Below are 23,480 nucleotides of genomic sequence, written 5' to 3' on the forward strand. Positions count from 1 at the left end.
GCGGCCCGCCGCGCAGAAGGAGAACCGTGAGCTTCACCGCGCCCATCACGCTGCCCGGCCTGGCCCTCGACCCGCAGTGGTATCGCCGGTCGGTCTTCTACGAGGTCATGGTGCGGTCGTTCGTCGACAGCAACGGTGACGGCTCCGGCGACATCGCCGGCCTCACCTCCAAGCTCGACTACCTGCAGTGGCTGGGCATCGACGCGCTCTGGCTCCCGCCGTTCTTCCAGTCGCCGCTGCGCGACGGCGGCTACGACGTCGCCGACTTCAAGTCGATCCTTCCCGAGTTCGGGACGATCGACGAGTTCCGCGAGCTCGTCACCAAGGCCCACGAGCGCAACATGCGCATCATCATCGACCTGCCGATCAACCACACCTCCGACCAGCACGAGTGGTTCCAGCAGTCGCGTTCGGACCCGGAAGGCCCCTACGGCGACTTCTACGTGTGGAACGACACGGACGACAAGTGGCCGGACATCCGCATCATCTTCGTCGATACCGAGGACTCCAACTGGGCGTTCGACGAGGCGCGGCGCCAGTTCTACTTCCACCGCTTCTTCTCGCACCAGCCGGACCTCAACTTCGAGAACCCGGCCGTCCACGAGGCGATGTACGACATCGTCAAGTTCTGGCTCGACCTCGGCGTCGACGGCTTCCGGCTCGACGCCATCCCCTACCTGTACGAGTCCGACGAGGGCAACGGCGAGGGCGAGCCGAAGACCCACGAATTCATCATCAAGCTGCGCGAGTGGGTCGACCGCGAGTACCCCGGCCGCATCATGATCGCCGAGGCGAACCAGTGGCCCCGCGAGGTCGCGGCGTTCTTCGGCAGCGAGGAGGAGCCGGAGTGCCACATGGCCTTCGACTTCCCCGTCATGCCGCGCATCTTCTACGCGCTGCGCTCCCAGCAGGCCGGCGAGCTCGTCCGTGTGCTGTCCGAGACGACCGACGTGCCCGACGGCGCCGCGTGGGGCGTGTTCCTCCGCAACCACGATGAGCTGACGCTGGAGATGGTGAGCGAGGAGTACCGGCAGGCGATGTACGGCTGGTACGCCTACGACCCCCGGATGCGCGCCAACATCGGCATCCGCCGCCGCCTTGCTCCCCTGCTGGACAACTCCCGAGCCGAGCTGGAGTTGGCCCACGCCCTGCTGTTCTCGCTGCCCGGCAGCCCGTTCCTCTACTACGGGGACGAGATCGGGATGGGCGACAACATCTGGCTGCCCGACCGCGACAGCTCCCGCACGCCGATGCAGTGGACGCCGGACCGCAACGCCGGCTTCTCCAGCGCCGACCCCGGCAAGCTGTTCCTGCCGATCGTCCAGTCGCTGGTGTTCCACTACAACCAGGTGAACGTGGAGGCGCAGCTCGCGCAGTCCCGGTCGCTCCTGCACTGGATCCGCAACGTCATCCACGTGCGCAAGGCGCATCCCGTGTTCGGGCTCGGTGACATCCGAGTGCTTCCCACCGACCACGAGTCGGTGCTGGCGTTCGTACGCTCGTACGCGGGCAGCGGCTCGCACTTCGGCGACCAGCCGGAGGACGTGCTGTGCGTGTTCTCGTTCGCGCACAATCCCGTCTCGGTCTCGCTGGAGGCGACGGAGTTCGCCGGGGCCACCCTGTACGACCTGTTCGGCGGAGCCGAGTTCCCGACGGTCGCCGACGACGGCCGCTTCACGCTCACCCTCGGCACGCAGAACTTCTACTGGCTGCACATCGAGCCGCGCCGCGACTGACCTCACCGTTCGGCGTGCCGTTCCGCGGGGATGACGGTGGTGGTGCTTAGCGTTGGGGCATGGGAACGAGCACATGGCATCACCGATTGGGCGTCTTCGACCTCGAGACCACCGGCATCGACGTCGAGACGGCCAGGATCGTGACCGCGCACGTCGGGCTGCTCGACGAGACCGGTGAGGTGCTGCACCGCCGCGACTGGCTGGTGGATCCGGGGGTCGAGATCCCGTCGGAGGCGACCGCCGTCCACGGCATCACCACCGAGCAGGCGCGGGCCGACGGGATGGATCCGGCACGCGCCGTCGCCGCGATCGTCGCGCAGCTGCGGAGCCTGTTCGACCGCGGCATTCCCGTGGTCGCCTACAACGCTCCGTACGACTTCACCCTGCTCGACCGGGAGGCTCGCCGCTACGACGTCGCGCCGCTCGCCTCCCCCGGCCCCATCGTCGACCCGCTTGTCATCGACAAGGCGGTGGACAAGTTCCGCCGGGGCAAGCGCACTCTCACGATGACAGCGACCCACTACGGCGTCGACCTGATCGCCGCCCACGATGCGGGAGCGGATGCGATCGCCGCCGGGCGCGTGGCCCAGGCGCTCGCGCGCATCCACGCCGAAGCTCTCGCGCTGGAGGCGGCCGAGCTGCACCGCCGCCAGGTGGATTGGTGCAAGGAGCAGGCGGCCGACTTCCAGGAGTACATGCGGCGCGAGCGCGACCCGCAGTTCACGACCTCCGGGGCCTGGCCACTGCGCTGAGTCGCCCGCCGGACCGCCCGGCCGCTCGCCCTCCACCTGGGGTCTACTCGCGCGTCCGCCTCTCCCGCTAGTCTCAGCGCCATGAGCGACTCGAACCTGAACCCGCAGCCCCTCCCGCCGCAGCAGCAGCCGCAATACGCGCAGCCCTACGGCTCCGGCCAGCCCGGCTGGAACACCATGTCCATCGTCGCGTTCGTCGCGACGTTCTTCATCAGCATCCTGGGCATCATCCTGGGCTTCATCGCCCTGTCCCAGATCAAGCGCACCGGCGAGCAGGGCCGCGGCCTCGCACTCGCGGCCATCATCATCGGCTTCGTGGCGCTCGCCCTCGGCATCATCGTCACGATCATCGTGGTCGTCGCCGCCGCCAACTCCGCCGTCTACTACCAGAGCAACTAGCCCGCCGGTATCGAAGGAGAAAAGCCCCCGAATCTCCTTCACAAGGCAGTGGTGAAGGAGATTCGAGGGCTACAGCGCCGAATCTCCTTCGATGGCGCCCGCACTACCGAGGGACGCGACCCCGGGAACGACGAAGGCCCCCGTCCACAGGACGGGGGCCTTCGTACGTGCGGCTTACTTGCCGAAGCTCTTGTAGCGCGAGTTGAACTTCTCGACGCGGCCGGCCGAGTCGAGGATGCGCTGCTTGCCCGTGTAGAACGGGTGCGACTCCGACGAGATTTCGACGTCGATCACCGGGTAGGTGTTGCCGTCCTCCCACTCGATCGTCTTGTCGCTCGAGACGGTGGAACGGGTGAGGAACGTCGCACCCGAGGCCAGGTCGCGGAAAACCACGGGGGCGTAGTCGGGGTGGATGCCAGTCTTCATCAGGACTTCCTTGTTGCAGCTAGTAGTCGGTTCGGTCGTGTCCGCGCAGACCGCGTGGACGGGAAGCTTCAGGCCCTCGGAGAGCGCACGCAGCCAAGACGGTGCGAACGGTTCGGGAGCCAGCTATCGAGTCTAGCAGATCGGGTCGCGGTGCTCAGCCTTCGACGCCCTGACGCGCCCGGGCCGTGTAGCGGCCGTCGGACTCGCTGATCTCGATGTCGATGTCGAAGGTCGTGCTCAGGTTCTCGCTCGTCAGCACCTCGCCGATCGGGCCCTGGGCCATGACCTCGCCGTCCTTGAGCAGCAGCGCGCGGTTGAAGGCCTGCGGGATCTCCTCGACGTGGTGGGTGACCATGACGATCGCGGGTGACTTCGGATCGCTGGCGTAGCCGCCGAGAAGCTGCAACAGCTCCTCGCGCCCGCCGAGGTCGAGGCTCGCGGCCGGCTCGTCGAGCAGCAGGATCTCCGGGTCCGTCATCACCGAGCGCGCGATCTGCACGCGCTTCTGTTCTCCGTCCGACAAGCTCCCGAACGTGCGCTCGGCCAGGTGGTCGAGGTGCCACTCGGAGAGCACTCGGTGGGCGCGGCGCTCGTCGATCTCTTCGTACAGCTCGTTCCAGCGGCCGGTGACCGCGTACGCGGCGGTCATCACGACATCCAGCACCCGCTCGTTCCGCGGGATTCGCCGGGCCACCGCGCTGGACGCGAACCCGAGCAGCGGGCGGAGCTCCGCGAGGTCGGTGTGGCCGACCGATTCGCCGAGCACCGTGGCCTCGCCGGAGCTCGGGTGCAGCGCGGCCGCCGCGATCTGCAGGAGGGTCGTCTTCCCGGCGCCGTTCCGGCCCAGGATGACCCACCGCTCGTCCGGCTCGACCGCCCAGTCGATTCCCTTCAGGACGGGGTTGCCGTCCCGTACAACGGACACGTCGGAAAGCTGGAGAACGCTGTCGGCCATGCCATCCAGCCTACCGTCGCCCGAAGCGCATCAGTGACGGCCGGAGAGCGATCGGTACACGTCGCGGGTCTGCTCCGCGATCGCCGTCCAGCTGAACGAGGTCTCGGCCCGCTCGCGCCCGACACGGCCCATTTCGGCGGCCCGCGCGGGGTCGCTCACGACCTCTGTGAGAGCGGCCGCGAGGTCCGACACGAAGCGTTCGGGGTCGGTCGGGGTGCCGGTGCCGTCCTGCAGCTGGTCGATGGGGACGAGGCGTCCGGTCACTCCGTCGACGATCACCTCGGGGATGCCGCCGGTCGCCGTTCCGACGACCGGCAGCCCGCAGGCCATGGCCTCGAGGTTCACGATGCCGAGCGGCTCGTAGATCGACGGGCACACGAACACGGTGGAGGCGGTGAGGGCGATCCGCAGCTCGTCGTTCGGGAGCAGCCGGTCGATCCAGACCACCCCGCCCCGCTCCTGCTGCAGCTGCTCGACCAGACCGCTCACCTCGGCGAGGATCTCGGGTGTGTCGGGCGCGCCGGCGCACAGGATGACCTGCACCTCCGGCGGCAGCAGCCGCACCGCCCGCAGCAGGTACGGCAGCCCCTTCTGCCGGGTGATCCGGCCGACGAAGATGACGGCCGGGCGGTCCGGGTCGATGCCCAGCGCCCGTGCGCGCTCGTCGTCGCGCAGCGGCTGCCAGCGCTCCAGGTCGATGCCGTTGTAGATCGTGACGACCTTGGTGGGGTCGAGCTCGGGATACGCGGCCAGGATGTCGCGCCGCATCCCGTCGCTCACCGCGATGACGGTGTCGGCGGACTCGAACGCGGTCTTCTCGATCCAGCTCGAGACGCGGTAGCCGCCGCCGAGCTGCTCCGCCTTCCACGGCCGCAGCGGCTCGAGGCTGTGCGCGGTGACGACGTGCGGCACCCCGTGCAGCAGCTTCGCCAAATGGCCGGCGCCGTTCGCATACCAGGTGTGCGAATGGACGATGTCCGTTCCCCCGCAGTCCTGCGCCATCTGCAGGTCGACGCCCAGCGTGGCGATGGCGCCATTCGCATCCGCGAGCTCGGCGGGCACGCGGTACGACGCGGTATCCGGCTCTTCCCGCGGCTCCCCGAAGGCGCGCACGATCACCTCGGTGTCCACTCGCAGAGCCCTCACGAGCTCGGTGACGTGCACCCCGGCGCCGCCGTAGATGTCCGGCGGGTACTCCCGGGTCAGAAGATCAACGCGCATGACCAAAACGCTAGTACAGCGAACACTTCGCCTCTACTGTTGAGGGCATGGCACCAGGCAAGAAGATTTTCGGCATCGTCCTCGCGGGCGGCGAGGGAAAGCGGCTGATGCCGTTGACGGCGGACCGGGCAAAGCCCGCCGTCCCGTTCGGCGGGCAGTACCGCCTGATCGACTTCGCCCTGTCGAACCTGATCAACTCGCAGCTGCGCCAGATCGTCGTGCTCACGCAGTACAAGTCGCACAGCCTCGACCGCCACGTCTCGCAGACCTGGCGGCTCGACGGCATCACGAGCTCCTACATCGCCTCCGTGCCCGCGCAGCAGCGCCTCGGGAAGCGCTGGTTCAGCGGGTCGGCCGACGCCATCCTGCAGAGCCTCAACCTGCTGCGCGACGAGAAGCCGGACATCGTGGTCGTCGTCGGCGCCGACCACGTCTACCGCATGGACTTCGGCCAGATGATCGACGCGCACATCGCATCCGGTGCCCCCGCGAGCGTTGCCGCAATCCGTCAGCCGATCGGGCTCGCCGACCAGTTCGGCGTCATCGAGGTCGAGCCGGAGCGCCCCGACCGCATCGGCGCCTTCCGCGAGAAGCCGCGCGACCCGATCGGTCTGCCCGACTCCCCGAACGAGGTGCTGGCCTCGATGGGCAACTACGTCTTCGACGCGGATGCGCTCATCGACGCGGTGATCCGCGACGGCGACCGCCCCGACTCCAACCACGACATGGGCGGCGACATCATCCCCGACTTCGTGGCGCGCGGCGAGGCGGCCGTCTACGACTTCAACAACAACGACGTGCCGGGCTCGACCGACCGCGACCGCTACTACTGGCGGGATGTCGGAACGATCGACTCCTTCTTCGAGGCCCACCAAGACCTCATCTCGGCCCTGCCGATCTTCAACCTGTACAACAACCGCTGGCCCATCTTCAGCCAGGTGCTCAACTCCCCGCCGGCGAAGATCGTGCGGGATGGGCGCGGAGCGCTCGGCACGACGATCGACTCCATCGTCTCGCTCGGTTCGGTCATCTCGGGCGCCCACCTGGAGCGCAGCGTGCTGGGCCCGTGGGCGAAGGTCGACTCCGGCGCGAAGGTGATCGACTCGGTCGTCTTCGAGCGCGCGATCATCGAGCCGAACGCGTTCGTCGGCCGCGCCATCCTCGACAAGGATGTGGTGGTCGCCGAGGGCGCCCAGATCGGGGTCGACCCCGACCGCGACCGCGCTCGTGGGTTCACCGTGACCGACTCGGGGATCACCGTGGTCGGCAAGGGCGTCCACGTCGTTCCATGACGCCTGAGCACAGCACAGCGTCCGTCCTGGTCGTCCTCGATGCCGATTCGACCCTCCTGCAGGACGAGGTCATCGAGCTGCTCGCCGAGGAGGCGGGCTCGCGCACCGAGGTCGCTGAGATCACCGAGCGCGCGATGCGCGGCGAACTCGACTTCGAAGCCAGTCTGCGGGAGCGTGTCCGCACGCTCGCCGGCCTCCCCGCAGCCGTCTTCCAGCACGTGGGTGAGCGCATCCGGGTGACGGAGGGCGTGCCGGAGCTGGTGGCGGGAGTCCACGAGGCGGGTGGGGTGGTCGGCGTCGTCTCCGGCGGCTTCCACGAGCTCCTCGACCCGATCGGCGAGCGGTTGGGCCTCGATCACTGGCGCGCCAACCGGCTCGTCGTCGAGGACGGCGTGCTCACCGGCGAGGTCGACGGACCGGTCGTCGATGCGGCCGCCAAGGCGCAGGCCCTGCTGTTCTGGGCCGCCGCTGCGGGCGTGCACCTCTCGCAGACGGTCGCGATCGGCGACGGCGCCAACGACCTCCGGATGATGGCCGAAGCCGGCCTCGCCGTGGCGTTCAACGCCAAGCCGAAGGTGCGCGCCGAAGCAGACGTGGTCATCGACCGGCCGGACCTCTCGCAGGTGCTCCCCCTGCTCGGCCTGCGCGGCTGACCTACGACTGAGCTGCCGCTAGTGGCCCATCCCGAGGCCGCCGTCGACCGGGATGACCGCACCGGAGATGTACCCGGCGTCGTCGCCCGCGATCCAGGTCACGACCTTCGCGACCTCGGTCGGCGAGGCGAAGCGGCCCGCGGGGATGCTCTTCTTATACTCAGCCTGCTGCGCCTCCGGCAGCTCGGCGGTCATGTCGGTCTCGATGAAGCCGGGTGCCACGACGTTCGCCGTGATGCCGCGGGCGCCCAGCTCGCGCGTGATCGAGCGGGCCATGCCGACAAGTCCGGCTTTCGACGAGGCGTAGTTGACCTGGCCGGCACCGCCGAAGAGGCCCACCACGCTGGAGATGAGGACGATGCGGCCGAATCGGGCCTTCAGCATCCCCTTGTTCGCGCGCTTGACGACACGGAACGCGCCACCGAGGTTCGTCTCGATCACCGAGTCGAACTCCTCGTCCGTCATCCGCATCAGGAGGGTGTCCTTGGTGATGCCCGCGTTCGCGACCACGACCTCCACCGGGCCGAGCTTCTGCTCCACCTCGGTGAACGCTGCGTCGACCGAGGCGGCGTCCGTGACATCCGCCCGCACCGTCAGCGCGCCCTGCGGGCCCTCGCCCGAACGCGCGGTGACCGCGACCCGGTGGCCCTGGGCGACGAACTCCTCGGCGATGGCGAAGCCGATCCCCCGGTTGCCTCCGGTGACGAGGACGGTGCGTGGCGTGGTCATGCGGTTCCCTTCAAGGAGTACAGCTTTCTGCAAGATGTCCGTGAACGGACCGCCACCTAGTTTATGGACGTACGCTGGACTCAACGCACATGAAGAAGCCCACAGCTCCGTCGATCACGAGCCTGCCCCTCTCCCCCGACGAGGAACGTCGGCACCGGATGATCAAGTATTCGGTCGCCATGGGCATTCGTGTGGTCTGCCTGATCGTCGCCGTGATCGTCCCGGGATGGTGGGCGGCGGTTCCCCTGATCGGCGCGATCTTCCTGCCGTACTTCGCCGTGGTCATCGCGAACGTGTCGGTGGACCCGCGCCGAGAGGAAGTTCAGCGACCAGGCAATATCCTTCCAGTGGCGCCCCCGCCACCGGGGCCGCGCCAGGACCCTCGGGAGGACCAGTGATCGGGCTCGGATCGGACGCGCCTGCGCCGTTGACGTGCTCCCGTGCGGGATGCCGCGAGACGGCGTCCTGGCGCATCGAATGGCGCAACCCGCGCATCCACGCCGAGGACCGTGTGAAGGTGTGGCTGGCGTGCGACGAGCACGAAGAGTTCCTGCGCGGATTCCTCGCCGCCCGCGACTTCCCGCTGCGGGTTGTCTCCGTGGAGGAGGCCGAGGTCGCCGGGGCCGAGGTCGAACCCGAGAGGCCGACCGCGTGAGCGCGCGTCAGCCCGAGGGGTGGCGCTTCGCGATCTCCCGGCGGTGGTTCGGCTACCTGGCGTTCGCCATCGTGTTCGCCATCGCGTGCGGATTCCTCAGCAACTGGCAGCTCGCCCGGAGCAAGGAGGCGGCGGCAGCCAATGCGCTCGTCACCGAGAACTTCGACTCGAAGCCGGTTCCGCTGACCGAGGAACTGCCGGGCCTGTCCGCCTACTCGCCGAAGCAGGAGTGGAGGCGCGTCACCGTCACCGGAACGTACGAGCGTGACAAGCAGTTGCTGGTGCGCAACCGGCCCTTCAACGGCAGCCCCGGCTTCGAGGTGCTCACGCCGCTGCGCACGGCGGACGGTGCGCTGTTCATCGTCGACCGGGGATGGGTTCCGACTGGCAACACCACCGACACGCCCGACCACGTGCCGGCCGCCCCAGCGGGCACGGTCACCGTGGTGGCACGGCTGAAGGCCAGCGAACCGGCGATCCCGGGGCGCACGGCGACGGGCTCGCAGGTGGGCACCATCCAGCTCTCCGTCGTCCAGCAGAAGCTCGGCGGCGCGGACGTCTACACCGGCGCGTACGGACTGCTCGACAGCGAGGACCCGGCGCCCGCGACCGCTCCGACGCCCACCGTCACCTCTCCCCCGACACAGGATGAGGGACTGCATTGGTCGTACATGATCCAGTGGATCATCTTCGCGCTGATCGGGTTCTTCGGGCTCGGCTACGCGCTGGTCACCGAGTACCGCAAGCGCAACTCCGACGACCCCGCCGAGCGGGCGCGCGCGGCCGAGCGCGAGCGTCGGCGCCGCGCGAAGCGCACCGATGCCGACGTCGAGGACGAGCTGCTCGACGCAGCCCGCTGAGCCGGGCTCCCGAGCGCTACGCCAGCGAGATCAGGTCGAGGTAGTCGCGGTTCCAGTGGTCCTCGACGCCGTCGGGCAGGATGAGCACGCGCTCCGGGTTCAGGGCCTCCACGGCGCCCTCGTCGTGGCTGACCAGCACGACTGCGCCCTCGTAGTGCGCGAGCGCATCCAGGATCTCCTCGCGGCTCGCCGGGTCGAGGTTGTTGGTCGGCTCGTCGAGCAGCAGGACGTTGGCGCCCGAGACGACAATCATCGCCAGCGCGAGACGCGTCTTCTCGCCGCCGGACAGGACGCCCGCCGGCTTGTGCGCGTCATCCCCGGTGAACAGGAAGGAGCCCAGCACCTTGCGGGCCTCGGTCTCGGTGAGCGACGGTGACGACGACACCATGTTCTGCAGCACGCTGCGCTCGACGTCGATCGTCTCGTGCTCCTGCGCGTAGTACCCGACGCGCAGGCCATGGCCGGGCTCGACCTGTCCGGTGTCCGGGCGGTCGACGCCCGCGAGCATGCGCAGCAGCGTGGTCTTGCCGGCGCCGTTGAGCCCGAGCACGACGACCTTCGAGCCGCGGTCGATCGCGAGGTCGACGGCCGTGAAGATCTCGAGGGACCCGTAGCTCTTGGACAGGTCGCTCGCCTGCAGCGGGGTCCGGCCGCAGGGGGCCGGCGTCGGGAAGCGCAGCTTGGCCACGCGGTCGGCCTGGCGGACGTCCTCGAGACCCGCGAGCAGCTTCTCAGCGCGCGCGACCATCTGGTGGGCCGCGGCCGCCTTCGTCGCCTTCGCGCCGAACTTGGCCGCCTGCAGTTGCAGGGCGCCGGCCTTCTTCTCGGCGTTCGCGCGCTCCTTCTTCCGGCGCTCCTCGTCGGCGGCGCGCTGGCGCTGGTAGTGCTTCCAGCCCATGTTGTAGATGTCGATGACCTGACGGTTCGCATCCAGATAGAAGACGCGGTTGACCGTCTCGCCGACCAGCTCCACGTCGTGGGAGATGACGATGAACCCGCCGGTGTAGTTCTTCAGGAACTCGCGCAGCCAGATCACCGAGTCGGCGTCGAGGTGGTTGGTCGGCTCGTCGAGGATCATCGTGCGGGCATCCGAGAAGAGGATGCGGGCCAGCTCGATGCGACGCCGCTGACCGCCCGAGAGCGTCTTGAGCGGCTGATCCAGGATGCGGTCCGGCAGGTTCAGGTTCGACGCGATGGAGGCGGCCTCCGCCTCGGCCGCGTAACCGCCGTGCAGGTGGAACTGCTCCTCCAGGCGCCCGTACTTCTTCATCGCGGCCGCGGAGACGGCCTCGTCGGTGCTCGCCATGTCGTGCGTCGCCTGCTGCATCTGCAGCACGATCGAGCCGAGGCCGCGGGCGTCGAGGATGCGCGTGCGCGCCAGGTCGTCGAGGTTCCCGGATCGCGGGTCCTGCGGCAGGTAGCCGAGGTCGCCCGAGCGGTCCACCTTGCCGGCGTTCGGCAGCAGGTCGCCGGCGAGCACCCTGGTGAGCGTCGTCTTCCCGGCGCCGTTGCGCCCGACGAGCCCGATCTTGTCGCCGTCGGCGACACGGAAGCTCACGTCCTCCATCAGGAGGCGCGCGCCTACGCGCAGTTCAAGACCCTGCACGGCAAGCACAGTGATTCCATTTCTCTTGGTTCTCAGCAAACAGTTCCGGACTTTTTCGGCCCGACACGCCACGGCGCGGTCGAAAAAGTCCGGAACTGTTGGAGAGGGATGTCTTAGATTGCGAAGCCGAGGGCGCGCATCATGTCGCGCCCGTCGTCGGTGATCCGCTCGGGACCCCACGGCGGCATCCACACCCAGTTGATGCGGAAGGCTTCCACAATGCCGTCCAGGCTCTCAGCGGTCTGCTCCTCGAGCACATCGGTGAGCGGGCAGCCGGCGCTGGTCAGCGTCATCGAGATGATGAGGGCGTTGTTCTCCTCATCGAAGGCGAGGTCGTAGATCAGGCCCAGGTCGACGACGTTGATCCCGAGTTCGGGATCCATGACGTTCTTCAGCGCCTCCTCGACCTGGTCGAAGAGCGCCGGGCTCAGCGTGGCGGGCATGATGCGATTGTACCTCTCGGTCCTCAGGCCTCGGCCAGCTCGGCTGCCGAAGCGGACGCGGGCTCGGGGGCGTCGACGTAACGGTCGTAGCCCTCCTCCTCCAGGCGGTCGGCGAGCTCGGGGCCACCCTGCTCGGCGACCCGGCCGGCGACGAAGACGTGCACGAAGTCCGGCTTGATGTAGCGCAGGATGCGCGTGTAGTGCGTGATGAGCAGGATGCCGAGGCCGGTGTTGGTCTTGGCGCGGTTGACGCCCTCGGACACGACCTTGAGCGCATCCACGTCGAGGCCGGAGTCGGTCTCGTCGAGCACGGCGAACTTCGGCTTCAGCAGCTCGAGCTGGAGGATCTCGTTGCGCTTCTTCTCGCCACCGGAGAAGCCCTCGTTGACGTTGCGCTCGGCGAACGAGGAGTCCATGCGCAGCGCGTTCATCGACTCGCGGACATCCTTCACCCAGGTGCGGATGGACGGCGCCTCGCCCTCGATCGCGGTCTTCGCGGTGCGGAGGAAGTTCGTATTGGTCACACCGGGGATCTCGACCGGGTACTGCATCGCGAGGAAGAGCCCGGCGCGAGCACGCTGGTCGACGGTCATGGCGAGCACGTCCTCACCGTCGAGCGTGATGGTGCCCTGGGTGACGGTGTACTTCGGGTGCCCGGCGATCGTGTACGCGAGGGTCGACTTGCCGGAGCCGTTCGGGCCCATGATCGCGTGGATCTCACCCTCGTTGATGGTGAGGTCGACGCCGTTCAGGATGGGCTTGACGCCCTGGTCCGTCTCGACGGTGACGTGGAGGTCGCGGATCTCGAGGACTGACATGATTACTGGTTCACTTTCGTAACGCTGGAGTCGATGTAGACGTCTCCATCGATGATCTCGACGGGAAAGACGGGGACCGGCTCGTAGGCCGGGAGGTTGAGGGGCTTGCCGGTGACCAGCGAGAACTGCGACCCGTGGGCCCAGCACTCGAGCGTCTCGTCCTCGACGAAGCCCTCGGACAGCGAGATCTCGCCGTGGGTGCAGGTGTCGCCGATCGCGTGGATGGCGCCCGCGGAGTCCTTGACGACGGCGATGGGGACACCGTCGACCACCACGCGGGTGGCCTGGTTCTCGACCAGTTCCGCGACGGCGGCGACGCGCTGCCCCGCCATCAGCGCTCGGCCCCGGTGGACGGGGTCGGCGTTGAGGACGGAGCCGACACGGCGGAGGAGGACGCTGTGACCGTCGACGACTGGAGCTCGTCCTCGATCTTCGCCTGCAGGCGCTCCTGGAGCGCCGGCGACCCGATCTGCTGCACGATCTCGGAGAGGAACCCGCGGACGACGAGGCGACGCGCCTCCTCCTCCGGGATGCCGCGCGACTGCAGGTAGAACAGCTGCTCGTCGTCGAACCGGCCGGTGGCGCTGGCGTGGCCGGCGCCGACGATGTCGCCGGTCTCGATCTCGAGGTTCGGCACCGAGTCGGCGCGGGCACCGTCGGTGAGCACAAGGTTGCGGTTCTGCTCGTAGGTGTCGGTGCCGACGGCCTTCGGGCCGATCAGCACATCCCCGATCCACACCGTCCGGGCGCCCTGGCCCTGCAGCGCGCCCTTGTAGGTCACGCGGCTGCGGGTCTCGGGGCCGTCGTGGTGGACGTAGACCTGCTGCTCGAGGTGCTGCGACGCGTCGGCGAAGTAGGCACCGAGGAGTTCGGCGTCGGCGCGAGCACCGGAGAGGTGCGCGGACGGGTTGAGGCGCACGACGCCGCCGCCGAGGGTGACTGCGACGTGCTTGAGGCGCGCGCCCTCGCCGATCTCGGCGAAGTGGGCGGCCACGTGGATGGCGTCGTCGTCCCACTCCTGCAGCGAGACGACCGTGAGGTCGGAGTCGGCACCGAGCAGGAACTCGACGTTCTCGGTCAGGTGCGCGGCTCCGGTGTTCTGAAGGATCAGCGTGGCGACGGCAGCCGGGGCGACCTCCACCACGGTGTGCGCCGCGCGGGCGGCGCCGCCGAGGGCGGAACGGGTGAGGGTCACCTCGCGGTGGTCACCACTGAGGTTCTCACCGATGCTGACCAGCAGCGCCTGCTCGAACGCGGTCCACGCGTTCGCGGACGCGCGGTCCTCCGGGATGCCTGCCGTGCCGATACGGGCGTCGTCGCGCCCGAGCCATGCGGTCGTCACACCGGGCGCCGTGGTCACGTCGTACACGTAGGGCGAGCCGTCCAGGTCGCCCGCGATGAGCTCCTGGATGCGGGCCACCGGCGTGTACTTCCACATCGGCTCCCGACCGGTCACCGCGGGGAAGTCCGAGACCTCCGTCGAGGTGAACCGCTCGGCGCGGCTCTGGACGGGGACGGGCGCGCGCAGGTGCTTCGGGGCGGGGGCGGCCGGGTCGGTCGTCGTCGTCTCGATCTGCGTCATCCGACAGAGCCTTCCATGCCCATCTCGATGAGCTTGTTGAGTTCGAGTGCGTACTCCATGGGGAGCTCACGGGCGATCGGCTCGATGAAGCCGCGGACGATCATGGCCATGGCCTCGTCCTCCGGGAGTCCACGCGACATCAGATAGAACAGCTGCTCCTCGCTCACGCGCGACACGGTCGCCTCGTGGCCGAGCTGCACGTCGTCCACCCGGATGTCGATCGCCGGATACGTGTCGGAGCGCGAGATGGTGTCGACCAGCAGCGCGTCGCAACGCACGGTGTTCGCGGAGTGGTGCGCTGCCGCATCCACCCGCACCTCTCCGCGGTAACCGGCTCGGCCGCCGCCACGGGCGATCGACTTGGAGACGATCGACGACTGCGTGTACGGAGCCATGTGGATCATCTTCGCGCCGGCGTCCTGGTGCTGGCCGGGGCCGGCGAACGCGACGGACAGGGTCTCGCCCTTGGCGTGCTCCCCCATCAGGTAGATCGACGGGTACTTCATCGTCACCTTGGAGCCGATGTTGCCGTCGATCCACTCCATGGTGGCGCCCTCGGCCGCGGTCGCCCGCTTGGTCACAAGGTTGTAGACGTTGTTCGACCAGTTCTGGATGGTCGTGTAGCGCACCCGGGCGTTCTTCTTGACGATGATCTCGACGACCGCGGAGTGCAGCGAGTCCGACTTGTAGATCGGCGCCGTGCAGCCCTCGATGTAGTGCACGTAGCTGCCCTCGTCGGCGATGATCAGCGTGCGCTCGAACTGGCCCATGTTCTCGGTGTTGATGCGGAAGTAGGCCTGCAGCGGGATCTCCACGTGCACGCCCTTCGGCACGTAGACGAACGAGCCGCCCGACCAGACGGCCGTGTTCAGCGCGGCGAACTTGTTGTCGCCGGAGGGGATGACCGTGCCGAAGTACTCCTCGAAGATCTCCGGGTGCTCACGGAGCGCGGTGTCGGTGTCGAGGAAGATGACGCCCTGCTGCTCAAGGTCTTCGCGAATCTGGTGGTAGACGACCTCGGACTCGTACTGCGCGGCGACGCCGGCCACGAGGCGCTGACGCTCCGCCTCCGGGATGCCGAGCTTCTCGTACGTGTTGCGGATGTCCTCCGGGAGGTCTTCCCAGCTCTGCGCCTGCTTCTCGGTGGAGCGGACGAAGTACTTGATGTTGTCGAAGTCGATCTCCGACAGGTCGGCACCCCAGGTGGGCATCGGCTTCCGCTCGAAGAGCTGGAGGGCCTTGAGGCGACGCTGCAGCATCCACTCGGGCTCGTTCTTCAGTGCGGAGATGTCTTTCACCACCTGCGGTGAGAGCCCGCGACGCGCGGACGAGCCCGCCGCGTCGGAATCGGCCCAGCCGAACTCGTACTGCCCCAAAGAGGCGAGCTCTGGCCGATCGATCAGGATGTCTGACATATCTACCTCGTTTCCTTCCACTCGTAACCGGATATCAGTCCGGCTCATTCCCTCCCCAGACGCACGGCTCATGCCGGTCGACTGGAGAGTCCTGATTGCGCGGGTGGCGGTGTGCGTACCAACACGTGCGTACCTAAACTGTCCGTGGAGACGGGCCACGATGCCCCGGCCACGGCCGGAGAATCCGACCGCGCGCACGCGCTGCAAGGCGCGTTCCTCGAACCCACCAATTCTACAGGTGCGGCGCGGTATTAGTAGAGGCGCGCCTGCGCATTGCCCGAGTATCCGCATCCGGAACCGCCGAACAGACCCGAGGAAGCCCCCGAACCATGAAGCGCATCATCGCCTGGCTGCCGGACCGCATCGACAGGCGTACACGGGTCGTCGCATGGATCTACCTGGCCGCGCAGATCCTGCTGGTCGCGACGGGCGGGGCGGTGCGGCTGACCGGCAGCGGACTGGGATGCCCGACCTGGCCGAAGTGCACGGCCGACTCCCTGGTGAACACGCCCGAGATGGGCATCCACGGGGTGATCGAGTTCGGCAACCGGATGCTGGGCGGCGTACTCGCAGTGCTCGCGATCATCGCGTTCCTGCAGGTCGTGAAGCTCTACCGATCGCGTTCGGACCTGTTCTGGCTGACGCTCATCGCCGGGCTCGGTGTCCCCTTCCAGGCGATCCTTGGCGGGATCACGGTGCTCACCGGGCTCACCTGGTGGGTCGTCGGCATCCACTTCGTGACCTCGATCGTGCTGGTCGCCCTCACCACGTCGTACCTCGTCCGGCTCTACGCAGTCCCCGGCGCGCGCTACCGGGCGGTCCCCGGCTGGTACGCGGGGGTCGCTTACCTGACGAGCGTCGTCGTCCTGGTCACCATCCTGGTGGGCATCGTCACGACCGGCGCAGGTCCGCACGCGGGCGATCAGAACACGCCCCGCAGTGGCCTGAACCCGGAGATCCTGCAGCACGTGCACGCCATCCCGGCGTACGTCACCTTCGCGCTGACCATCCTGCTCGTCGTCGGCGCGTTCCGGGTCGGCGGGCCGGCGTTGCGCCGCTTCACGCAGTACCTGCTCGCCGTCGAGCTGCTCCAGATCGTCGTCGGTCTGATCCAGGCGAACACCGGGCTGCCCGGGGTGCTCGTCGGCATCCACATGACCCTGGCCGCGCTGCTCGCGAGCACGATGACCGCGGTCGTGCTCGCGCTGTACGAGCCGGTCGCTGCGGCTGTGGACGCGGACTCAGCCGCCGACGTCGTCGCGGCGTAGGTAACCGACGCGCGCCTCGAGCGCCTCGCCGTGCAGGCTCACGATCGTCCGTAGGTCATCGCTGAAGTCGAACCCGGCCGACTCGCCGAGCCTCCTGCTGGCGTCGTTGCCGGGCACGTACTCCCAGTTCAGCCGATCGAAGCCGAGACCGGCGGGGTCGAGCGCGTAACGCGTCACCGCGCCGAGCGCCTCCCGCATGTAGCCGCGGCCGCGCGCCCACGGGCCGGACCAGCAGCCGAGTGAGGCGGAACCGGCGCGTTCGTCCTTGCGCACCTCCAGCGCGCCGAGCAGCCGGCCACCGCCCCGGCGGTGCAGCGCCCACACGGTGTACCGCCTGCTGGCGACGCCGTGCGGGCAGTAGCTGCGGACGAAGAACTCCGCGCTCTCCCGGGTGTATGGCGCAGGAAGAGGCACCCAGCGCTGGGTCTCCGCGTCCTGGCAGGCCTCGAGCACGTCCGGGATGTCGTCGTCGGTCGGCGCGTCGAGCACCAGGCGCGACGTCACCAGCCGCGTCGTCAGCAACTGCGCTGTCATGCGCACATGCTAGAGGCCGGGCGGCTGTGCCGGCACGGCTTTCTTGCGGCCCTTTCTCCTACGTTCCAGCGGCCGGAGCCTAGAACGGCAGCAGCGGGTCGATCGCGACCGCGAGGAAGATCAGCGTCAGGTAGGCGATCGAACCGTGGAACACGCGCATCGGCGACACCGTCTCGTGGCGGATGGCCAGGTTGTAGAGCCGGTGCGACTCGTAGATGAACCAGCCGCCGGCGACCAGCGAGACCGCTGTGTAGACCAGCCCCATGTGTGCCACCGGGATGAGCAGCAGCGAGCAGGCGACCATCGCCCAGGCGTACAGGATGACCTGCAGGCCGACGACGGCACGGCCGCGCACGACGGCGAGCATCGGCACGCCCGCCTCCTGGTAGTCGGAGCGGTACTTCATCGACAGCGGCCAGTAGTGCGGCGGCGTCCAGAGGAAGATGATCCCGAACAGGATGAACGGCGCCCAGTCGAGCGAGCCGGTCACGGCCGCCCAACCGATCAGCACGGGCATGCAGCCGGCGACGCCGCCCCAGACGATGTTCTGCGGCGTGCGGCGCTTGAGGATGAGCGTGTAGAAGACGACGTAGAGCAGGATGGCCGCGACCGACAGCGCCGCCGCGAGCCAGTTCGTGAAGAAGCCGAGCACCAGCACGGACGCGATGCCGAGCGCCCACGCGAACACGAGGGCCTCGCGGTCGGAGAGTTCGCCCGTCACGAGCGGCCGGTTCTTGGTGCGGCGCATCACGCGGTCGATGTCGCGGTCGATGTAGCAGTTGAACGCGCCGGCGGACCCGGCACTCATGTAGCCGCCGACCACGGTCGCGAGCACCAGCCAGAGATTCGGGATGCCGTGCGCGGCGAGGATCATCGTCGGGACCGTGGTGACCAGCAGCAGCTCGACGACACGCGGTTTCGTGAGCGAGAAGTACGCCCTCACCTTGCGAGCGGCGCCGATGCGGCCCGGTGCGACACGGCTCTCTACAGCGACGTCCATTGCTCCTCGTGTGTGCTCGGCGGATGGGTGCGGGACCCCGGGCAAGTCTACGACACGTAGAGGTGCCGCCGGGCGGATACGCCGTGTACGCCTCTGGCACAACCGTCTGGGGGAACACCCCACGTTTCGTGCGTGTTACCTATACTTGGAGATGCTCGCCAGCCGAGGCCCCGTGGGGCCCGGCGCCGATGACGTCCACGGCGCGCACTACCTCAACCGGTGCGGGTTCCCTACGACGACCCTCACCATTTCTACGAAGGGTCAGTTTTCACGTGGCAGCACTGCAGTGGGATCCCATTGACAACAAGGCAGTAGACACGGCTCGCGTCCTCGCGGCCGACGCGGTGGAGAAGGTGGGCAACGGGCATCCCGGCACCGCCATGAGCCTCGCCCCCGCCGCCTACCTGCTCTTCCAGAAGGTGATGCGCCGCGACCCGCGCGACCAGCACTGGCTGGGGCGCGACCGCTTCATCCTCTCGGCGGGCCACTCCTCGCTGACCCAGTACGTCCAGCTGTATCTGGGCGGCTACGGGCTCGAGCTCGACGACCTCAAGGCGCTCCGCACCTGGGGCTCCCTCACCCCCGGCCACCCGGAGTTCGGACACACCGACGGCGTGGAGATCACCACCGGACCACTCGGTCAGGGCATCTCCTCCGCCGTCGGTTTTGCATATGCGCAGCGTTTCGAGCGCGGGCTCTTCGACCCGGATGCCGCTCCCGGCACCAGCCCGTTCGACCACCACGTGTACGTGATCGCCTCCGACGGCGACCTCGAGGAGGGCATCAGCTCCGAGGCGTCGTCGCTCGCCGGCCACCAGGAACTCGGCAACCTGATCGCGATCTATGACAGCAACCAGATCTCCATCGAGGACGACACCGACATCGCCTTCACGGAGGACGTCAAGGCGCGCTACGAGGCGTACCACTGGCACGTCCAGGTCGTCGACTGGAAGAAGACGGGCGTCTACGAGGAGGACGTGCAGGAGCTGCACCAGGCCATCGTCAACGCCCAGGAGGTGACCGACAAGCCGTCGCTCATCGTCCTGAAGACGATCATCGGCTGGCCGTCGCCGAAGAAGCAGAACACCGGCAAGATCCACGGATCGGCCCTCGGCGCCGACGAGCTGCGCGCCGTCAAGGAGGTGCTCGGCTTCGACCCCGACCAGACCTTCGAGGTCGCCGACGAGGTCATCGAGCACACCCGCAAGGCGATCGAGCGGGGTGCCGAGGAGCACGCCGAATGGCAGAAGGGCTTCGACGCCTGGGCCGAGGCGAACCCCGAGCGCAAGCAGCTGCTCGACCGTCTGCTCTCGGGCGCGGTCCCGGAGGAGCTCGAGAGTGCGCTCCCGGTGTTCGAGCCCGGCAAGGACGTCTCCACCCGCGCCGCGAGCGGCAAGGTGATCAACGCGATCGCCGGCGTCATGCCCGAGCTGTGGGGTGGCTCCGCCGACCTGGCCGAGTCGAACAACACCACCATCGAGGGCGCCGCCTCCTTCGTGCCGGCCGAGCGGTCGACGCACGAGTGGACCGGCAACCCGTACGGCCGAGTGCTGCACTTCGGCATCCGCGAGCACGCGATGGCCGCGATCCTCAACGGAATCGTGCTTCACGGACCGACGCGTCCGTTCGGCGGCACCTTCCTGATCTTCAGCGACTACCAGCGCCCCGCGATCCGTCTCGCCTCTCTCATGCAGGTGCCGTCGATCTTCGTCTGGACGCACGACTCGGTCGCCCTCGGTGAGGACGGCCCGACGCACCAGCCGATCGAGCAGCTCTCGACGCTCCGCGCCATCCCGAACCTCGCGGTCGTCCGCCCGGGCGATGCCAACGAGGTCGCCTATGCCTGGAAGACCATCCTCGAGCGCCGCAACGGCCCGGCCGGCATCGCGCTGACCCGCCAGAACATCCCGGTGTTCGAGCGCGGCGAGGGCGACGCCGAGGGCGACACCCTCGCGTCGGCCAAGAACGTGTCGAAGGGCGCGTACATCCTGGCCGAGGCGCCGGGCGGCACGCCCGACGTGATCTTCATCGCCACCGGCTCCGAGGTGCAGATCGCCCTCGAAGCCCGCGAGGAGCTGCGCGGCGAAGGAATCAACGCCCGCGTCGTCTCCGCTCCGAGCCTCGAATGGTTCGCCGAGCAGCCCGCCGAGTACCGCGAGAAGGTGCTCCCCAGCGACATCAAGGCCCGCGTCTCCATCGAGGCCGGCCTGGCGCTCGCCTGGGACAAGATCGTCGGCGACCACGGCCGCAGCGTGTCGATCGAGCACTTCGGTGCGTCGGCCGACTACAAGACGCTGTTCCGCGAGTTCGGTATGACCACCGAGCACGCCGTGTCCGCCGCCAAGGAATCGCTCGCGTCGCTCTGACCGCTGAGCACAAGAGGAGATAAGAGAAAATGACCGACACCACTTCCACCACCGACACCCCCACCGCAGCCCTGTCGGCTGCCGGCGTCAGCATCTGGCTGGACGACCTCTCGCGTGAGCGCATCAACTCCGGGAGCCTGGTCGACCTCATCGCCCAGAAGAACGTGGTCGGCGTGACCACCAACCCGACGATCTTCGCGGCCGCCCTCTCCAAGGGCGAGGCGTACGACGAGCAGGTCCGCCAGCTCGCCGCCGCCGGCGTGAGCGTGGACGACGCGATCTTCGAGATCACCACCGACGACGTCGCCAACGCAAGCGACATCTTCCACGAGGTCTTCGAGCGCTCGAACGGCGTCGACGGTCGCGTGTCCATCGAGGTCGCCCCGGGGCTCGCCCGCGACACCAAGGCCACCATCGAGGCGGCCAAGAAGCTCTCGGACAAGATCCAGAAGCCCAACGTCATGATCAAGATCCCCGCGACCGCCGAGGGCCTGGAGGCGATCACCGAGACGATCGCCGCCGGCATCAGCGTCAACGTGACCCTGATCTTCAGCCTGGAGCGCTACCGCGAGGTCATCAACGCGTACCTCACGGGTCTCGAGAAGGCCAAGGAGGCGGGCATCGACCTGTCCGGCATCCACTCGGTCGCCTCGTTCTTCGTCTCCCGCGTCGACACCGAGGTGGACAAGCGCCTCAGCGCCATCGGCACCGACGAGGCCGAGGGCCTCAAGAGCAAGGCCGGCATCGCCAACGCACGCCTCGCCTACGAGGTGTACGAGCAGCAGTTCGCCACCGAGCGCGCCAAGCTCCTGGTCGAGGCCGGAGCGAACGAGCAGCGCCCGCTGTGGGCCTCCACCGGTGTGAAGGACCCGAGCCTGCCCGACACCCTCTACGTCGAGGCGCTCGTCGCCCCGAACGTGGTCAACACCATGCCCGAGAAGACGCTCGACGCGACCTTCGACCACGGCAACATCACCGGCGACACGGTCACCGGCACCTACGCCGAGTCGAACGACGTGCTCAACAAGCTGGCCGACCTCGGCATCTCCTACGACGATGTCACCGAGACCCTCGAGCGCGAGGGCGTCGACAAGTTCGTCGTGTCGTGGGGCGAGCTCGTCGAGACCGTGAAGAACGCCCTCGAGGGAGCAGCCAAGTGACGTTCCGCATCCACGTCACGGGCCCGGCCGCCGAGGCCGTCCGCACCGTCGTTCCGCAGCTCGTCGCCGACAGGGTGGCGTCCGGTATCGCGGCGCAGGAGCCGGCCCTCTGGGGTCCGGAGGCCGAGCCCGAGGCGAGCAAGCGCCTCGGCTGGACCGAAGCGGTCGCCATCTCCCGTCCCCTGGTTCCGGAGATCGTCGCCCTGCGCGACGAGCTCCGCGCCAAGGGCGTGAACCACATCGCCCTTGCAGGCATGGGCGGCTCGTCGCTCGCGCCGGAGGTCATCACCCGGACGGACGAGGCCGAGCTGACCGTGCTCGACTCGACCGACCCGGGCCAGGTGCTCTCGGCGCTCCGCGACCGTCTGCAGGCCACTGCGCTGGTCGTCTCCTCCAAGTCGGGCTCGACGCTCGAGACGGACAGCCAGCGCCGGGTATACGAGAAGTGGTTCCAGGATGCCGGCATCGACCCGCGCGAGCGCATCGTCGTCGTCACCGACCCGGGCTCGCCGCTTGACCAGTCGGCGCGCGAGGCCGGCTATCGCGTCTTCAACGCCGACCCGAACGTCGGCGGACGCTACTCGGCGCTGACCGCGTTCGGCCTGGTCCCCTCCGGTCTCGCCGGAGTCGACCTCGACGCTCTGCTCGACGAGGCGGACGCCACGCAGATCGAGCTCGCGGTCGACAACGAGCAGAACCCGGGCCTCGTGCTCGGCGCCGCCATCGCCGGCACGAGCCCGCTGAAGGACAAGCTGGGCATCGTCGCCGACGGGACGCACATCGTCGGCTTCGCCGACTGGGCCGAGCAGCTGATCGCCGAGTCCACCGGAAAGAACGGCACGGGGCTCCTCCCCGTCGTGCTCGACAAGCTCGCCCCCGAGCTCGAGTCGAAGCCGGCCGACCTGCAGGTCGTGCGTCTCGTCGCCAACGCCGAGGCCCACCATCTGTTCCCGGCGGACCGCCACGAGGGCGAGATCCTCGTCTCGGGCAGCCTCGGCGCGCAGCTCATCGTGTGGGAGTACGCCGTCGCGGTCGCTGGTCGCCTGCTCGGCATCAACCCGTTCGACCAGCCCGACGTGGAGGCCGCCAAGGTCGCCGCCCGCTCGCTGCTGGACAACCGTCCGGAGCCCGTCGCCCCCGCGTTCACCGCGGGCGGCATCGAGGTGCGCACGACCGGTTCGTTCCTCGGTGCGGCGACCACGCTCGACGCGGCCGTGGACGCGCTCCTCGCGCAGCTCGGCCCCGACGGCTACGTCGCGGTGCAGGCCTACGTCGACCGGCTCGCCCTCCCCCAGCTCGCGGGCATCCGCGACCTGCTGGCCGCGAAGGCCGGCCGTCCGGTCACCTTCGGCTGGGGTCCGCGGTTCCTGCACTCCACCGGTCAGTTCCACAAGGGCGGCCCGGCTGTGGGCGTGTTCCTGCAGCTCACCGCGACGCCTTCGGAGGACCTCGAGATCCCCGGCCGTCCCTTCACCTTCGGGCAGCTCATCCAGGCTCAGGCCGCCGGCGACGCCAGCGTCCTCGGCGAGCACGGCCGCCCGGTGCTCACGTTGACCCTCACGAACCCCGAGGCGGATGTCGTCTCGCTGTTCGAGACCGTCAACTGAAGC

Annotated in this window: 24 protein-coding genes; 12 read left to right on the top strand and 12 right to left on the bottom strand. The window is 68.6% G+C overall.

The window, feature by feature from the left end:
• Positions 1-26 precede the first annotated feature (26 nt).
• The 3 genes from treS to AB7E03_RS04280 all read left to right on the top strand — a co-directional run bounded on the left by treS (position 27) and on the right by AB7E03_RS04280 (position 2,887).
• Entirely contained in the window at positions 27-1,736 is a 1,710-nt protein-coding gene (gene treS, locus AB7E03_RS04270; protein WP_441782143.1) for a maltose alpha-D-glucosyltransferase, read from the top strand.
• 59 nt (positions 1,737-1,795) lie between these two features.
• Complete coding sequence (locus AB7E03_RS04275; protein WP_489939630.1) at positions 1,796-2,488, top strand: exonuclease domain-containing protein; 693 nt, start codon at positions 1,796-1,798, stop codon at positions 2,486-2,488.
• An 81-nt stretch (positions 2,489-2,569) separates the two neighbouring features.
• Positions 2,570-2,887, top strand: coding sequence for a DUF4190 domain-containing protein (locus AB7E03_RS04280; protein ID WP_489939632.1), 318 nt, complete (start codon positions 2,570-2,572; stop codon positions 2,885-2,887).
• A gap of 174 nt (positions 2,888-3,061) precedes the next feature.
• Here the strand turns inward: AB7E03_RS04280 and AB7E03_RS04285 are convergent, their stop codons facing one another.
• The 3 genes from AB7E03_RS04285 to glgA form a co-directional block, all read right to left on the bottom strand.
• Positions 3,062-3,313 carry a type B 50S ribosomal protein L31 gene (locus AB7E03_RS04285; protein ID WP_441782140.1) on the bottom strand — a complete coding sequence of 84 codons (252 nt, stop codon included), beginning with the start codon at positions 3,311-3,313 and terminating at the stop codon, positions 3,062-3,064.
• Between the two features lie 154 nt (positions 3,314-3,467).
• The gene (locus AB7E03_RS04290; protein WP_489939634.1) at positions 3,468-4,268 is read right to left on the bottom strand and encodes an ABC transporter ATP-binding protein; all 801 of its coding nucleotides are present in this window, start codon (positions 4,266-4,268) and stop codon (positions 3,468-3,470) included.
• Positions 4,269-4,298: 30 nt separating this feature from the next.
• Positions 4,299-5,489: a glycogen synthase gene (gene glgA, locus AB7E03_RS04295; protein WP_489939636.1), complete on the bottom strand. Its 1,191-nt coding sequence runs from the start codon at positions 5,487-5,489 to the stop codon at positions 4,299-4,301.
• Between the two features lie 47 nt (positions 5,490-5,536).
• On the opposite strand from glgA, the gene AB7E03_RS04300 reads away from it, so the two are divergent.
• Together AB7E03_RS04300 and serB are read left to right on the top strand one after the other, a co-directional pair.
• Positions 5,537-6,781, top strand: a complete 1,245-nt coding sequence (locus AB7E03_RS04300; protein WP_441782137.1) for a glucose-1-phosphate adenylyltransferase — start codon at positions 5,537-5,539, stop codon at positions 6,779-6,781.
• Positions 6,778-7,434, top strand: a complete 657-nt coding sequence (gene serB, locus AB7E03_RS04305; RefSeq protein WP_441782136.1) for a phosphoserine phosphatase SerB — start codon at positions 6,778-6,780, stop codon at positions 7,432-7,434. The genes AB7E03_RS04300 and serB overlap by 4 nt, the downstream gene beginning before the upstream one ends.
• A gap of 18 nt (positions 7,435-7,452) precedes the next feature.
• Here serB and fabG read toward each other — a convergent pair whose 3' ends face one another.
• Positions 7,453-8,163 carry a 3-oxoacyl-ACP reductase FabG gene (gene fabG / locus AB7E03_RS04310; protein ID WP_489939639.1) on the bottom strand — a complete coding sequence of 237 codons (711 nt, stop codon included), beginning with the start codon at positions 8,161-8,163 and terminating at the stop codon, positions 7,453-7,455.
• 89 nt (positions 8,164-8,252) lie between these two features.
• Here fabG and AB7E03_RS04315 point away from each other — a divergent pair, with 89 nt between their 5' ends.
• From AB7E03_RS04315 to AB7E03_RS04325, 3 genes are read left to right on the top strand one after another with little or no spacing between them, the layout of a single operon-like run.
• On the top strand, positions 8,253-8,561 hold the full coding sequence (locus tag AB7E03_RS04315) for a DUF3099 domain-containing protein (protein ID WP_441782134.1): 309 nt from the start codon (positions 8,253-8,255) through the stop codon (positions 8,559-8,561).
• Positions 8,558-8,818 carry a hypothetical protein gene (locus AB7E03_RS04320; protein WP_489939641.1) on the top strand — a complete coding sequence of 87 codons (261 nt, stop codon included), beginning with the start codon at positions 8,558-8,560 and terminating at the stop codon, positions 8,816-8,818. Before AB7E03_RS04315 ends, AB7E03_RS04320 begins: the two co-directional genes overlap by 4 nt.
• On the top strand, positions 8,815-9,678 hold the full coding sequence (locus AB7E03_RS04325) for an SURF1 family cytochrome oxidase biogenesis protein (protein WP_489939643.1): 864 nt from the start codon (positions 8,815-8,817) through the stop codon (positions 9,676-9,678). Before AB7E03_RS04320 ends, AB7E03_RS04325 begins: the two co-directional genes overlap by 4 nt.
• Positions 9,679-9,694: 16 nt before the next feature.
• Here AB7E03_RS04325 and AB7E03_RS04330 read toward each other — a convergent pair whose 3' ends face one another.
• From AB7E03_RS04330 to sufB, 6 genes are all read right to left on the bottom strand, one after another.
• Positions 9,695-11,293, bottom strand: coding sequence for an ABC-F family ATP-binding cassette domain-containing protein (locus AB7E03_RS04330; protein WP_489939645.1), 1,599 nt, complete (start codon positions 11,291-11,293; stop codon positions 9,695-9,697).
• A gap of 104 nt (positions 11,294-11,397) precedes the next feature.
• A complete protein-coding gene (locus tag AB7E03_RS04335) occupies positions 11,398-11,727 on the bottom strand; it encodes a metal-sulfur cluster assembly factor (RefSeq protein WP_285116646.1) in 330 nt (109 codons plus the stop codon).
• Positions 11,728-11,750: 23 nt separating this feature from the next.
• Complete coding sequence (sufC, locus tag AB7E03_RS04340) at positions 11,751-12,545, bottom strand: Fe-S cluster assembly ATPase SufC (protein ID WP_441782130.1); 795 nt, start codon at positions 12,543-12,545, stop codon at positions 11,751-11,753.
• Positions 12,546-12,547: 2 nt separating this feature from the next.
• Positions 12,548-12,877 (bottom strand): non-heme iron oxygenase ferredoxin subunit, encoded by a 330-nt coding sequence (locus tag AB7E03_RS04345; RefSeq protein ID WP_489939648.1) that lies wholly within the window; start codon positions 12,875-12,877, stop codon positions 12,548-12,550.
• Entirely contained in the window at positions 12,877-14,127 is a 1,251-nt protein-coding gene (sufD, locus tag AB7E03_RS04350) for a Fe-S cluster assembly protein SufD (protein WP_489939650.1), read from the bottom strand. The genes AB7E03_RS04345 and sufD overlap by 1 nt, the downstream gene beginning before the upstream one ends.
• Entirely contained in the window at positions 14,124-15,542 is a 1,419-nt protein-coding gene (gene sufB / locus AB7E03_RS04355) for a Fe-S cluster assembly protein SufB (protein ID WP_441782127.1), read from the bottom strand. Before sufB ends, sufD begins: the two co-directional genes overlap by 4 nt.
• Before the next feature lie 329 nt (positions 15,543-15,871).
• On the opposite strand from sufB, the gene AB7E03_RS04360 reads away from it, so the two are divergent.
• Positions 15,872-16,810, top strand: coding sequence for a COX15/CtaA family protein (locus tag AB7E03_RS04360; protein ID WP_489939652.1), 939 nt, complete (start codon positions 15,872-15,874; stop codon positions 16,808-16,810).
• On the opposite strand, the gene AB7E03_RS04365 is transcribed toward AB7E03_RS04360, so the two are convergent.
• Together AB7E03_RS04365 and AB7E03_RS04370 are read right to left on the bottom strand one after the other, a co-directional pair.
• Complete coding sequence (locus AB7E03_RS04365; RefSeq protein ID WP_489939654.1) at positions 16,784-17,344, bottom strand: GNAT family N-acetyltransferase; 561 nt, start codon at positions 17,342-17,344, stop codon at positions 16,784-16,786. The two genes, AB7E03_RS04360 and AB7E03_RS04365, sit on opposite strands and share 27 nt — an antisense overlap.
• A 79-nt stretch (positions 17,345-17,423) precedes the next feature.
• Complete coding sequence (locus AB7E03_RS04370) at positions 17,424-18,344, bottom strand: heme o synthase (RefSeq protein WP_489939656.1); 921 nt, start codon at positions 18,342-18,344, stop codon at positions 17,424-17,426.
• Positions 18,345-18,616: 272 nt separating this feature from the next.
• Here AB7E03_RS04370 and tkt point away from each other — a divergent pair, with 272 nt between their 5' ends.
• The 3 genes from tkt to AB7E03_RS04385 are packed head-to-tail and all read left to right on the top strand — an operon-like array spanning position 18,617 to position 23,477.
• The gene (tkt, locus tag AB7E03_RS04375) at positions 18,617-20,710 is read left to right on the top strand and encodes a transketolase (RefSeq protein ID WP_489939658.1); all 2,094 of its coding nucleotides are present in this window, start codon (positions 18,617-18,619) and stop codon (positions 20,708-20,710) included.
• Between the two features lie 29 nt (positions 20,711-20,739).
• Positions 20,740-21,870, top strand: a complete 1,131-nt coding sequence (gene tal, locus AB7E03_RS04380) for a transaldolase (RefSeq protein WP_489939660.1) — start codon at positions 20,740-20,742, stop codon at positions 21,868-21,870.
• A complete protein-coding gene (locus AB7E03_RS04385) occupies positions 21,867-23,477 on the top strand; it encodes a glucose-6-phosphate isomerase (RefSeq protein WP_489939662.1) in 1,611 nt (536 codons plus the stop codon). The genes tal and AB7E03_RS04385 overlap by 4 nt, the downstream gene beginning before the upstream one ends.
• Positions 23,478-23,480 lie beyond the last annotated feature (3 nt).

The organism is Leifsonia sp. RCC_180, from assembly GCF_058138205.1.